General features: G+C 44.5%; 13 protein-coding genes and 1 pseudogene. 4 read left to right on the forward strand and 10 right to left on the reverse strand.

Annotation, left to right across the window (positions count from 1 at the left end; all coding sequences use genetic code 11):
- The first annotated feature begins 128 nt into the window (after positions 1 to 128).
- Positions 129 to 431, forward strand: coding sequence for a putative quinol monooxygenase (locus tag FED52_RS00220; RefSeq protein WP_012655943.1), 303 nt, complete (start codon positions 129 to 131; stop codon positions 429 to 431).
- 335 nt (positions 432 to 766) lie between these two features.
- On the opposite strand, the gene FED52_RS00225 is transcribed toward FED52_RS00220, so the two are convergent.
- From FED52_RS00225 to FED52_RS00255, 7 genes are all read right to left on the reverse strand, one after another.
- Positions 767 to 1,405, reverse strand: a complete 639-nt coding sequence (locus FED52_RS00225) for a helix-turn-helix domain-containing protein (RefSeq protein ID WP_131472576.1) — start codon at positions 1,403 to 1,405, stop codon at positions 767 to 769.
- Between the two features lie 172 nt (positions 1,406 to 1,577).
- The gene (locus FED52_RS00230; RefSeq protein WP_131472574.1) at positions 1,578 to 2,150 is read right to left on the reverse strand and encodes a lecithin retinol acyltransferase family protein; all 573 of its coding nucleotides are present in this window, start codon (positions 2,148 to 2,150) and stop codon (positions 1,578 to 1,580) included.
- Between the two features lie 519 nt (positions 2,151 to 2,669).
- A complete protein-coding gene (locus FED52_RS00235) occupies positions 2,670 to 3,278 on the reverse strand; it encodes a hypothetical protein (protein ID WP_114167312.1) in 609 nt (202 codons plus the stop codon).
- A gap of 60 nt (positions 3,279 to 3,338) precedes the next feature.
- Positions 3,339 to 4,778 carry a caspase family protein gene (locus FED52_RS00240; RefSeq protein WP_167491710.1) on the reverse strand — a complete coding sequence of 480 codons (1,440 nt, stop codon included), beginning with the start codon at positions 4,776 to 4,778 and terminating at the stop codon, positions 3,339 to 3,341.
- A gap of 412 nt (positions 4,779 to 5,190) precedes the next feature.
- Complete coding sequence (locus FED52_RS00245) at positions 5,191 to 5,574, reverse strand: hypothetical protein (protein WP_138858532.1); 384 nt, start codon at positions 5,572 to 5,574, stop codon at positions 5,191 to 5,193.
- 169 nt (positions 5,575 to 5,743) lie between these two features.
- A complete protein-coding gene (locus FED52_RS00250) occupies positions 5,744 to 5,950 on the reverse strand; it encodes a hypothetical protein (protein WP_029596469.1) in 207 nt (68 codons plus the stop codon).
- Between the two features lie 391 nt (positions 5,951 to 6,341).
- Entirely contained in the window at positions 6,342 to 6,797 is a 456-nt protein-coding gene (locus FED52_RS00255) for a JAB domain-containing protein (protein WP_034799670.1), read from the reverse strand.
- A 375-nt stretch (positions 6,798 to 7,172) separates the two neighbouring features.
- On the opposite strand from FED52_RS00255, the gene FED52_RS00260 reads away from it, so the two are divergent.
- On the forward strand, positions 7,173 to 7,514 hold the full coding sequence (locus FED52_RS00260; protein ID WP_029336188.1) for a YolD-like family protein: 342 nt from the start codon (positions 7,173 to 7,175) through the stop codon (positions 7,512 to 7,514).
- A gap of 213 nt (positions 7,515 to 7,727) precedes the next feature.
- Entirely contained in the window at positions 7,728 to 9,089 is a 1,362-nt protein-coding gene (locus tag FED52_RS00265; protein WP_138858533.1) for an IS1182 family transposase, read from the forward strand.
- 150 nt (positions 9,090 to 9,239) lie between these two features.
- Here FED52_RS00265 and FED52_RS00270 read toward each other — a convergent pair whose 3' ends face one another.
- Positions 9,240 to 9,593 carry a winged helix-turn-helix transcriptional regulator gene (locus FED52_RS00270; RefSeq protein ID WP_101190298.1) on the reverse strand — a complete coding sequence of 118 codons (354 nt, stop codon included), beginning with the start codon at positions 9,591 to 9,593 and terminating at the stop codon, positions 9,240 to 9,242.
- A 194-nt stretch (positions 9,594 to 9,787) separates the two neighbouring features.
- Here FED52_RS00270 and FED52_RS00275 point away from each other — a divergent pair.
- Positions 9,788 to 10,774, forward strand: a pseudogene (locus tag FED52_RS00275) (Gfo/Idh/MocA family protein).
- A gap of 15 nt (positions 10,775 to 10,789) precedes the next feature.
- On the opposite strand, the gene FED52_RS00280 reads toward FED52_RS00275, so the two are convergent.
- Both FED52_RS00280 and FED52_RS00285 read right to left on the reverse strand, forming a co-directional pair.
- Positions 10,790 to 11,641, reverse strand: coding sequence for a Cof-type HAD-IIB family hydrolase (locus FED52_RS00280; RefSeq protein ID WP_101190296.1), 852 nt, complete (start codon positions 11,639 to 11,641; stop codon positions 10,790 to 10,792).
- A gap of 60 nt (positions 11,642 to 11,701) precedes the next feature.
- Entirely contained in the window at positions 11,702 to 12,319 is a 618-nt protein-coding gene (locus tag FED52_RS00285) for a cyclase family protein (protein ID WP_101801553.1), read from the reverse strand.
- Between the last annotated feature and the right edge of the window lie 77 nt (positions 12,320 to 12,396).

Consider the following 12,396-nt stretch of genomic DNA (forward strand, 5'->3'; position numbering starts at 1 on the left):
AAAATTAAACGTTTAAGTAGTTTGATATAACTGAACAATATATTTTTAATGTGTATATATTAAAGGTAAAATAGAATTATAGTTCTCACATATGGATGAAATTTCTAATTTGAGGAGGAGATAGAAAAATGGTTAATGTAGCGCTATTGGTTCGACTTGAAGCAAAACCTGGAAAAGAAGCGGAAGTTGAAAGCTTCCTACGTGGGGCCCTACCTGTGGTTCAGGAGGAGTCAGAAACGATTGCATGGTTTGCAATCCGACTTGGACCTACGACATTCGGAATCTTTGACGCATTCCCGGACGACACAGGTCGTCAAGCACACCTTTCTGGTCAAGTGGCTGCGGCATTGATGGAGAAAGCTCCTGAACTTTTCGTAGAGCCACCAGTGATTGAAAATATTGATGTCCTTGCTTCCAAGCTTCCTAAATAAAGTCATATTATCGTTGCCATCTCGGAGCAATTATCTTTCCCATCCCAGGCCCTGTCAAGGGAAAATACGCCCTTGACAGAACCTGGCATAGGAAAGGCTGGGTCTGCAAGATGGGACAAGGACAAGAAGAATGACTGTTTTCACCTTATTATTATAAAATTAGTGTCTTGACAATGGGGTCCACTTTAGTCACCACTCTGTGTCGTGCTGACGATTTTCTTAAGAGTGAAGTCTAATCTTTAGAAATATAGGTGCAATCTTTCATTTAATACAACAACAATTGCAAAAGGTGTATTCTCAATGTTAAAGAGAGTACACCTTTTCATTAGAAGCGTCTAAATCTTGAATTTATTTACACTAGATTCATTTGTATATTTTCCGGACTTTGCATTCATACGAACGTGTTCAATCAATGCCTGCATGATTTGATCTTCTTTGATATCAAAACCCTTGTGAAATGGCACCCGCTCTTCTTCAAATAAGAACGCATCAACCAAATAAAGGACACGTGGTTTTTTTCGTGGGGCACTGTTCTTAAGACACCTTTCCCAAACCAGCTGTTCAAATTCTTTTGAATAACGTCTATGCGCGACCGCGTTCCGCACCATCCTACGACTGATCTCAAAATCGCCTTCCCACAGCCAGCGGCCGGCCACTTGATGCCACATTTCAATCCGCCCCTGCTCTTTGATTGCTTCCACGTCGATTTCGACGTGATATGGGGCCACGTCCTCACTCTTGACGACCTCCCGAGCATCTCCTGTCACCGACTTTGGATACATCTCCCATCCTTCAGGCATCCGTTTTTTGATGAACTGCTCGAGAGCCTCCTCGCTGATTCGATAGCCTTTTTTACGGGACTCGAGCGGTTCCGCCTGTATCACGCCTTTTCGTACCCAGTTCCGGACGGTTTCCTTGTGGGTCGTGAGCTTGGTCTTCGATAGAATCTCAAATGCTTCATCAATTGTATACATGACGGACCTCCTTTTAACACAATGATGTTCTCATTAAATAATACCATGTTCATTGTATTAAAAGCGAGAGAAATCCTTCATAAAACGAATACACTCGATTCATAGGTAGATGATCACTCCATAACCCTATGTTATCTATCTATCGATGTAGTCGATTGAAGATTTGGCCATCCTAATTTAAATACCACTTCCAGCGAACCCAAACAATGTTAGATTCCTCTACACTCAAGAATTTTGAAAACTCTTCTTTGACCATAAACAAAAAATTACAATCATTTTCAAGGTTCCCTATGATACAGCCTGCTACAAATTGATGACAGTTATCATCAAGAAGATTGTATTTTCTTCTTTCTGACAGATTTTTAAACGCTTCTTTTGCTATGTTTTCATCTCCTAATGGCCACATTGCATGCTTCATTACTGGAATAAAAATGTCTTTATCTGTACTAAGGATGTTACCAGTGAATTCTTTCAGACTAACTTTTTTAATTTCTCCTTTTCGATTTAAGTCGATAACATTTTTATTTCCTATGTATACACCCGAATGTTCTGCTGTACCTAATTGGCAATAAATCAATGCACCAATAGCAGGCTCTTGCATAAAATTGTATGATTTATTCAAAAGTGAGGAATGCCTATGAATTGAAGTTTTTTCTCGTGCCCATAACATGGGAGTAACGATATTTTTTAGTACTTTTTTGTTAGATGGCGTGACTTTAATTTTGTCTAAAAATCTATTTTTCAACTGTATATCTCCAATCTTTTTTTCTTTGTATCAAATATCATTCAAAAATTAAGATGTCGAATTCTTTACAAAATAAAAGTATAAAGATAAAAAACTAAGATTAATTAACAGGAAAAATTATACTATATTTTTATCGTATTACCTATGAATAAAATTGTAAGGGGATTATTATCATTTGTTAATTTGGTAGATGAATGACTTTATTCTCCGATACTGGTATAGCCAACAGATGATTCGCCACCATTTCACGTTTTGTGAAGTTGTTCGTAATAGATATTCGTTTTGCCTCTTTCATGTCGAGAGACAGGAGTGTCCTGCTTAAACACTTTTGGAATAGTGGGTAAAACGAGTATGTATACGTTTCGACATCGAAATATATACATGCTCGTTTAAGATGGTCTGATTCATTCTTTCATGGCCTGTTCGATTAAAAAGATTGATATCTTTCACGTTTAAAAATCTAGACATCTTGACCATTGATCAAGAGGTGTCAGGACATCAGTTGTTTCATGACCATGCTTATGATGGAACCAAACCGATCTCGGTCAACAACCGGAAGCCTAGGATACGAGCAGACAGATAAGCGATCAGTGCGTCCTCCGCACTGAATAGACGGTCTCTCGATTCGTCTTGGTTCACCTCATGTTTCGACATGTTGTACAAACGTACGAATACAAGTAGGCTCTGAATCGTCTTTTCATCTATCGTTCGTAGCTTGGCGATTTGATGGACCGCTTTTCCTAAGGTGGACTGGGAGTGTCGAAGCGACCCGAGCTTTTGCGATCGCATCAAATATTGACGTGTCACGGCCTCCAGGTGCATGCCTGCATATTGAACGATGTATCGCGCCCCATGCGCTACGTCCCGCTCTAGTTCGCTCGCCGCATACTGCAACGGCCTATATAAAGTTCGTTCCATTCCGCCGGGAAACGGATTTTGTATCGGGTTTTTAGGAAGCTGGTATCCGCCGATCCCTCCGATTTCCGCGTCCGTCTCCCATAACTGTGCTACGAATTCCGCTTGCCCGTGCATAGGGCATTTAGCCGCAAAGTCATCGACAGCGGTCTGTTGCCCATGGTTCAAAAGTTGTTCATATAGCCAACGTGTGTCCGGTAAGGCATGTTTCATCTGGCCTCTCCGCCTTCTCTGATTTGATGGTCTTTCGCTTACTCATGTACGCGGATCGTATCAATAGTCCAATGAAAAATGTACCGGTTCGTCCACTGACACTATTGACGGATTGACGTTCGAGTAGACGCGGGGCCGCCTACCTTCGATGGTAATCCTCGTGATGGCACCGCGTTCGACAAATAAATGCAATGAGCTCACTTCAGACACAATTGATTTGAATACAAGGACCGCTATGAGGTGTAGTCTGATACATTCCAGGGTGACATGCTGATCAAGCAAATCCGGGATTAACCGATTGGACACCTCATAGTCGGATGGATTCCCGTAAATGAGTGTTTCCGAATGATCCATTCTGACATGTCTTGGAACTTCTTTGTTGAATAGATAGTGATCGATTCTCAGCTTAGCGATTTCATCGGGTTTAATACCATTGACTGTCATTTCACTAAACATATGACTGCCATGTCTGTCTTCACTCGAGACCAGCTTGAGGTTGATTGTTTTTTCACCCCCGACCACTTCCACATTCACCTCGGCCACGCGGACATATTCAGCCGTATCTTCAATCGCGAAAGGTTGCTCAGTTTTCCACATCTGCTTGAGCACCTCCTCGACCCCTCTCGAGTTGTCTTCGGCCTTCAAGATCAAGCTGTATGCCTTGTCAGAACTGTTGTAGCGATAGGAGAAGTAACGTGCGCTCGAACTTCCCAATAGAAACCAGTCTCCAGAATTGTCGATCACCCGTTGTCCACCGTCAAAGAGTGGTGACAAATTCGACTCGGCCTGTCTCGTCTTTACATTCTTGATGATGACAGGTGGACCGGAGAGCGTGCTGTTTAAGACAGGATGTTGATTCTCGAATTCTTTCGAGAGAGCCCGGCTGACGTAAGCATAGAGCGTGTAGATATCAATCTCCCCGCTCGGGTTCGCCGCCCCACCTTCTAGGCCACGGATCAAATGATCTGTGAAGGCTCCATGCCCGTTTCGATCCCAAGCAAACTGATTTTCCGTGCACGCTGCGATGACGAACTTACCGAACCCTTTAATTTCAAGCCCTCTCTCCATCAGATTGTCGATTGATCGCATGAGCGCACCGCTATGACACGTATCAAAAAAGCTCAAGACTGTGCGGGCCTTTGTTTGATCGATATGGTCTCTGACATCGGACATGTTGATACTGGTGTCACCTATGGCATGAATACCTGCATCATATGGAATGAAATACGCATTGGTTTGACTGAATCCCCCGTGGCCTGCCCAGTAGAGAAATAAGACATCATTTGGAGACGCATCTCCAAAAAAACTATGTAATGCATGATCTAACATTGACTTGGTGGTCAAATTCCCATATAAAATCTGGACGTCAGATTTATCGAATACGGCGGGCTCTTCTGTCAATAATCGATTGATTTCTCTTACGTCGTTTAACGTATTCGGAAGAGCGGATATCTCATGGTCACGTTGCTCATTGACTGCAATTAATATAGCTTTATACAATATAATTCCCTACCTTCTCATCATTTACATATATTGTATTATACAATGTACACATGCTCCAAACTTGAATAGAAAAATCAATCACTCGATTCAGAAGACATGTCGACGCAGACTCTTTCATTCTCAATCCTTATTCTAAGAACCATTGATAAACAGCTGATTTGAAAAGTAAAGTGCCTCTAGGTAAAAACAAAAAACCATTCGACTGAATGGTTTCCCTCGCTTGTCGATCGACAAGCCCACGTTCTTGCTTTTAGTGTTGTTCTTACGCTCCGTGCCTCCCGTCAGAAAGGGCCAGGAACATAGAGATGCGGCGGTGAACCAGCAGCTCTTGTTATCGGGCCGTCAGGGAGGCAGCGGTGCGATGAGCGACTTCGCCACAAGGCGTTAGACGCTCACGCATGAGCCCGGATCACCATTCCTTCTCCCATGCCCCGTCTTCAGACACGCCCCAATCCTCGAAGCGATACTTGATGAGCCAATGGACATGCATCACTTCATATTCGAATATATCCTTCGATAGCTCTGAGACGACGAAACTGACGTCTCCATCCGCCACCACCCATGTTCCATATTGATATACGCTCTTGATCGGACGCTCTTCCGCATCCAGATAGATCACTACGCGAAAGTAAGGCGAGTTCCGTCCCTCATCGAACCGGACGACCTTCTCGACGCAATGTTCCCTGTCGACGACACGCATCCACTCGGGATGTTCCATCAGTTCCGAGAAGACCGTCCGGACGAACGGATCCAACCCTTCGAACGCATAGTCATCAAGCAGTCCCTCGTTCATCACGTCTCCCCCCCTTCTGGTCCTCTCTAAAACGACTCCCCCTCCAGAGCCAGTTCAGTCCTTGTTCATGAACCTACAGAAATGAAGACTTTTTAAAACTGTATACACATATACATGTATACACGTATACAAATCTACATGTATACATGTATACAACCATTCCTTTTTCTTATGTACGACGATTCCGTCGAATCATATTGGTATTGAAAAAGACGGTGAGGTGGGTCAAGCGCTCTCCTTCCTTCACATCACAAAGAAGATCCATGCTCACAAGTTTTAAGTCGTCAAAATCTTCTTGAAGCCGGTCAGGAAGGCGTCGAAGCAATACCTCCGTCATCTCGTCCATCGTCTGTTGATCTAGTTGGTAGCTGTCCATCTGAATCATCCTCTCCTGTTGTTAGCCTCATGATACCTCGCATCCAAGCAGGCAACATCTCAGGATATTTCACGTAAGCTCTGGTGTTGTTTCAAACAAGCCCTAGGGCTTGTTTCGAAAACATGGTCATTTTCAATAAACAAACCGTGTTTTCACTTCTACTATTTCATCAAACAATCTTCTTACGAGACAGACCAAAATAACGTCCAACCTTCACACACGAACCATCTCGTTTTCGTCATGCGAAAACGGACCTTTTCCCGGATCCCGCTCTATGGATCCAGGCGAGAGCAACGCGAGTCGCCCGTCTCTTCAAAGAAAAACGTATGTTTTTCGTCCTTGCCCTTACCGGACGGACCGGGACCGGTCCCCCGGCCCCACTCCATTCCATTCAACCCATGTAACCTCGCTGTTTCATACTGACGTATGACTCGTCCGCACCGAGGATGAGATGGTCGAGCACGGGGATGCCGATGAGGTCGCCTGCTTCATGTAAGCGCTCGGAGACGAGGATGTCCTCCCGGCTCGGGGTCGGGTCCCCGCTCGGATGTTGGTGACAGACGATGAGGCATGAGGCATTGTTCAAGATGGCGCATTTGAAGACTTCCCGTGGGTGGACGACGCTCGAGTTGACGCTCCCGACATGCGCCCGGTGGACGCCGATGACCCGGTTTTTAGTATTCAACATGATGACGAGGAACACTTCACGGTCGTCGTCCCCGATGAACGATGACCCGATTTGTCTGGCACTGTCCGGCGAGTGGATGATGGCATGCTCGAGGGCGACCATTTCCTCGCGAACCTCTTGTTTGATACGGATGACCTCGATGATGGCGGATAGTTCCATGATGGTTTGTCCCCTTTCAGATAGAAAAGCTGTCCTCAGAACGAACACCGTTGTGCGTCCTGTTGACGGAAACGAAGCGAGCGTCGGGAGACGGTGCAAGGGCGACCGCAGGGAGAGCCTCAAAAAAATGCGTAGAGCGCACATAAGTCCAGGCTTACGTAGCCAACGAGCGAAAAGCCTCGCTTTGAGCCTAAAGCGAAGGAAGACGGGCCGGAGGGCGCGTCATTTTTTTGACGTCCCTTGCACCGAAGACCAGCGAGCTAGAGTACGGAAACAGGACGCACGGATTACCAATCACGAAAAAGGCTGTTCAAACGGGACAAATCGGGTATAAAATAAGAACAAACGTTCGTTTTATTGAGAGGGGTAATTATTATGACGATGTATCGCGATCGGGGCGAATTGAAATGGATCCCATTCCTCATGCCCGAGCACAAGGCGCTACTGACGAAATACTATAAAGAGATTCAAAAAATTGAGATGCCAGATATCGATGAACAGGTCCTATCGGTCTACGAGAATGTGCTGAACGACGCGATCTTCAGCGGAGATTTGGTAGAGGTAAAATATGTGGAGAAGCGGGAGATGAAACGATTCAAGGGTTTTGTGCACCGGACGAACTATATGGAGCGGACCGTCGAGCTGGCCAATCAGCGGGACGGGATCATCCATGTGCCGTTCGAGGCAATCATTCACGTGGAACAATCAATGGACTAACGCCCTAGCGGTTGTTCGAAGTCTGCGTCACGAAACGAAGTTTCGCTCCTCGACTTTTCAAAAAAGGAAGAGTAATTATACTCTTCCCAGACTGTAGACAAAACATTGTCTGCAGTCTTTTTTATTTGCCCGACCGGGCATCAATCCCTCTTTTCGTACCGTCGTCGCTTTTTTATAATGAGAGATATAGAAACAATTATGGAGGCGAATCGGATGATCAGGAAATCAACAGAATCGGAAACCAATCGGACACAACTGGAGATGGTCACGCTCGACGAGCTTGTGCCAGCAGACCATCTGGTCCGAAAAATCGAGGCGGTGATCGACTTTGAGTTCATCTATCCGTTCGTGGAGAACTTATATTCTGAGGACCGTGGCCGGCCAAGCGTCGACCCTGTCGTTCTGATCAAGATGGCCTTCCTTCAGTACCTGTTCGGTATCCGATCCATGCGACAGACAATTCGTGAGATCGAGACGAACGTCGCATACCGTTGGTTTCTCGGGTTCGGATTCACGGACAAGGTGCCACATTTCTCGACGTTCGGGAAGAACTATGTGCGTCGGTTCCAGTACACGAGCTTATTCGATGACATCTTCTATCATATCCTTGAACAGGCTGCGGACGCAGGGTTCATCGATCGCGCCGTCCTATTCGTAGACTCGACACACGTCAAAGCGAACGCAAACAAGCGGAAGCTCGTCAAGAAGACCGTCCGGCAAGAGGTGAAACACTATCAGGAACAACTCGATGCCGAGGTCGAGCGAGACCGCGAAGAAAGTGGAAAGAAGCCCTTAGGGCCAAAAAAGAATCAGGCGGAGGAGACGAAGGAAATCAAGGTCAGCACGACAGACCCTGAGAGTGGATATTACGTAAAAGGTGAGCGTGAGAAGCAGTTCGCTTACTCTGTCCATGCGGCGAGCGACGCCCATGGGTTCGTGCTCGGTGCTATCGTCACACCGGGTAACGTGCACGATAGTGTAGCGTTCCCCGATCTGCTCGACAAGGTCTCCGACCGCCTGATTCAACCGTTCGCCGCCGACTCCGCCTATAAAAATCCGGCCATTGCCAAGCTGCTGATTGACCGTGGGATCCTGCCGGTCTTCCCATACACTCGCCCGAAGGGTAAGAAGGGCGCCTTCAAGACCAAGGATTTCATCTACGACGAGCACCGTGACGTCTACATCTGCCCAAACAACGAGTTATTAACGTACAGTACGACGATGCGCGAGGGGAAACGCAAGTACGTCTCGAATCCCGCGGTTTGTGTGAACTGCCCGCTGCTCGAGCAGTGCACGAAGAGCCAGAAGCACCAGCGGATAATCGAGCGACACCTCTGGCAACCCTATATGGACGAGGTCGAAGACCTCCGCCACACGGAATTGAACCGCAACATCTATGACCGTCGTAAACAGACGGTCGAGCGCGTGTTCGCGGACGCAAAAGAGAAGCATGGCATGCGTTGGACCCGTTATCGGGGACTTGAAAAAGTTTCAATGCAGGCGATGCTTACTTTTGCTGCCCTCAATCTCAAGAAGATGGCGGGCTGGGCATGGAAGAACGCCCAGCCCGCCTGAAAAGGGGCGCGGGCAGAGCGCCTAAAGGCCCGAAAACGACAAAGTCACGTTTCAGTTCGCCTGAAACGTGACTTTGTCTACAATCTGAGCGGATTTCATTTTACTGAAATCCGCTTTATTTTATTCAGCTATTTTTAAATACCTACTAACTTAGTTGTTTTCTATTTGCTGATCCAAGTTTTGCTCGATGTATTCTTTGCCCCATTCGTACATGGAATCAAGAATTGGAATAAGGCTTCTTCCTTGTTCGGTAAGTGAGTACTCCACTTTCGGCGGAACCACAGGGTATACTTCCCGGTGGACAATCAAATGATCTTCAAGTTCACGCAATTGATTCACGAGCATCCGTTGCGTGATGCCTGGCATAAGACTTTTTAATTCCCCAAAACGTTTAGTTCCTTCTTTTCCTAAATGCCATAGCACTAGCATTTTCCACTTTCCTCCGATGATGGAAAGTGTCAGCTCTTTTTCACAATTAAAAACTTTCTCTCCTAAATTAGGCATCTATTTTCTTTCCTTCCTTGTTATATTTCTATCGTATACTTTTCGATACTATGTGATAAAAAAGTCAGTACTATAATTAATGTAACTTACTAATTGTACTAGATATAGAATGGTTAGTAAATTTTTTTAGCATTGGAATAATGTCTTTGCAATTGTGGGCGATAATGCAATAAAAACAGAAAAGAGGATAAAAAATGATACGAATCGGCATAGTGGGTACTAATTGGATTACAGAAAGATTGCTTGAAGCGGCAAAAGAGATTGAGAATTTTAAATTAGCAGCCGTTTATTCCCGAACGTTGGAAAGAGCAGAGGAATTTGCCAGTCAATAAGGAATAACTAAAATTTTTACTGACTTGGAAGAAATGGCAGTCAGCGATGAAATCGATGCGGTTTATATTGCCACACCCAACTCATTCCATGCTGACCAAGTCGTCTTGTTTTTTAAAAACTCCAAACATGTATTATGTGAAAAACCGATGGCTGCCAATGCAGCAGAAGCAGCGAAAATGATTCAAGAAGCGAAAGATCATAATGTGCTGCTTATGGAAGCGATGAAATCTACGTTGCTTCCAAACTTTAAGGCCATTCAAAATAATCTGCACAAAATCGGCCCTATCCGCAGATACTTTGCTAGCTATTGCCAGTACTCATCGCGTTATGATGCATACAAAAAAGGAACAGTATTAAATGTATTTAATCCAAATTTTGCGAACGGTTCATTGATGGATCTGGGCACCTACTGTTTATACCCGCTCATTTTACTGTTCGGCGAACCAAAAGAAATAAAGGCCACAGGTCTTATCCTGGATTGCGGTATAGATGGCGAAGGAAGTGTCCTATTGAAATATGATGACAAAGATGCGGTTATCATTTATTCAAAAATCACAAATTCCACTTTACCAAGCGAAATCCAAGGGGAAAAAGGAATTATGGTGATTGATAAAATACATTCAGCCGAAAAAGTGGACATTCATTACAACGATGGCACTGTTGAATCAGTGACAGTAGGACAACCTCAGCCCGCTATGTATTATGAAGTGAAAGAGTTTATCGATTTAATCAGCCAAAAGAAAACGGAGTCACTTGTTAATTCGTTTGAAAACTCCTATACCACCATGTGCGTAATGGATAAAGTCCGCCAAGAAATCGGCCTGTCCTATCCAAGTGATTCCAAGTAAACGGTCTTCAATTGATCAGGCCGTCGGAAGCGAATCAGAATTTTTTTCTTCTATATAATTGGAAGTATTCACTGGCTCTAAAATAAACTTTTCTAATACGTGAAGCACCCCTTCTTCATTGTTCGTAAAGGTCGTATAATCAGCCATAGCTTTCACTTCCTTTACGGCATTTCCCATTGCTATACCGAGACCGGCTGTCTCAATAAGTTCGATGTCATTATAGTTGTCACCAATACCGATTATTTCTGAACGGTCTATACCAAGTTTTTTCGCTAAGCATAATAGGGCACTACCTTTGTTTGCCTCGGGATGGGTGATTTCAAGGTAGTGTTTTTTTGATTTTGCGATGTGAGCATACTTGCCGAATAAGGTTTGCAATTCATTTTGTAAGTAATCGAGGACGATTGGTTCTTCGATAAAAAGTAGTTTTGTCACGCCTTTTTGGGCAAGCTTGATGAGATTGGGCTCTATCCGATAGGGCACTTTAACTGCTTCAGAATAAGCAATCAGCTTGTCATTTTCTACGGCACTGTAGAGAATATCATCTTGGTATATTTGTAGATGTAATTTTTTCTCACGAGAAATTTCGATTAACTTTTGTGCAATATCGGGAGGAACAGTGCGCTCATATATTACTTCTTTTTCATTAACATCCTTGATCAATGCACCTTGATAAGTGATGAGCGGTACATTTATACCCAACTGCAGGGCAATGAGTTTCGCAGAGGAAAACATGCGGCCCGTAGCAATCGTAACAATTGTCCCCGCTTCCACCGCTTTTTTAATAGCGGTTACTGTATTTGGTGAAATCATTAAATCGTCTGTGAGCAATGTCCCATCGAGATCGATCGCGACCAATTTATACATAGGCTCTCTCCTTACAATTATGTTTTATCTTTCATGGAAAAATGATTGAAACAGAAAAATTCAACTTAATCCTTCAAACAACAATACTCGCGCAGGTGAAGCCTCCGTACCTACTAATTTCAAAGGCGCGGCAACCATAAAGTATTGTCCTTGCTCCACTTCCTTCAATCTCAGGCCCTCTATGATGATGATGTCATTTGCAAATAAGGTTTTATGCGTCGGATGCCCTTCTTGGCTTCTTTCAATTCCAAGCGCATCTATTCCAACCCCGCGAATCCCTAACTCAGCAAGATAGCTTGCTCCATCTTTTGCCAGATAGACAAAATCAAAATTAAACTTTTCCTCAAACGAGTTTTTCGTTTTTAATAAAATAAAATCTCCTTTTTGAAGCTTGAATCCTTCTAAGTCCGTTTTTGAAATTCCGTTCTTTACTGCCGTCAAATCGAGAACTTGACAAGGCCCTACAAGACTGTCCAGCGAAAGCGATTCGAATGTCTCTCCATCCACATTCATATGAAGCGGCGCATCGATATGCGTTCCGGTGTGCACATCCAGATCCAGCCGCGTTTCCGTAACATAGCCGTTTGTCTGCTGATTGATTTTTGGCTGTTTTTCCGGTTTGTCCTTGTAAACGGTCATGCCTTCATAGATCGCCCCTGTTACATCATACATTTTCATGTAATCCAACCCTCCATTAGTAATATTGTCTTCAATGATACCTTCACCTTCGCATGCCATTTATACAGTTGTCCAAT

The organism is Exiguobacterium mexicanum, from assembly GCF_005960665.1.
GTDB lineage: Bacteria > Bacillota > Bacilli > Exiguobacteriales > Exiguobacteriaceae > Exiguobacterium > Exiguobacterium mexicanum_A.

Coding starts and splice junctions, on each gene's coding strand:
- FED52_RS00265 (WP_138858533.1), top strand. CDS start 7,728: ATGATCAGGAAATCAACAGAATCGGAAACCAATCGGACACAACTGGAG.
- FED52_RS00280 (WP_101190296.1), bottom strand. CDS start 11,641: ATGTATAAATTGGTCGCGATCGATCTCGATGGGACATTGCTCACAGAC.
- FED52_RS00245 (WP_138858532.1), bottom strand. CDS start 5,574: ATGAACGAGGGACTGCTTGATGACTATGCGTTCGAAGGGTTGGATCCG.
- FED52_RS00260 (WP_029336188.1), top strand. CDS start 7,173: ATGACGATGTATCGCGATCGGGGCGAATTGAAATGGATCCCATTCCTC.
- FED52_RS00270 (WP_101190298.1), bottom strand. CDS start 9,593: ATGCCTAATTTAGGAGAGAAAGTTTTTAATTGTGAAAAAGAGCTGACA.
- FED52_RS00255 (WP_034799670.1), bottom strand. CDS start 6,797: ATGGAACTATCCGCCATCATCGAGGTCATCCGTATCAAACAAGAGGTT.
- FED52_RS00250 (WP_029596469.1), bottom strand. CDS start 5,950: ATGGACAGCTACCAACTAGATCAACAGACGATGGACGAGATGACGGAG.
- FED52_RS00235 (WP_114167312.1), bottom strand. CDS start 3,278: ATGAAACATGCCTTACCGGACACACGTTGGCTATATGAACAACTTTTG.
- FED52_RS00220 (WP_012655943.1), top strand. CDS start 129: ATGGTTAATGTAGCGCTATTGGTTCGACTTGAAGCAAAACCTGGAAAA.
- FED52_RS00285 (WP_101801553.1), bottom strand. CDS start 12,319: ATGAAAATGTATGATGTAACAGGGGCGATCTATGAAGGCATGACCGTT.
- FED52_RS00225 (WP_131472576.1), bottom strand. CDS start 1,405: ATGTATACAATTGATGAAGCATTTGAGATTCTATCGAAGACCAAGCTC.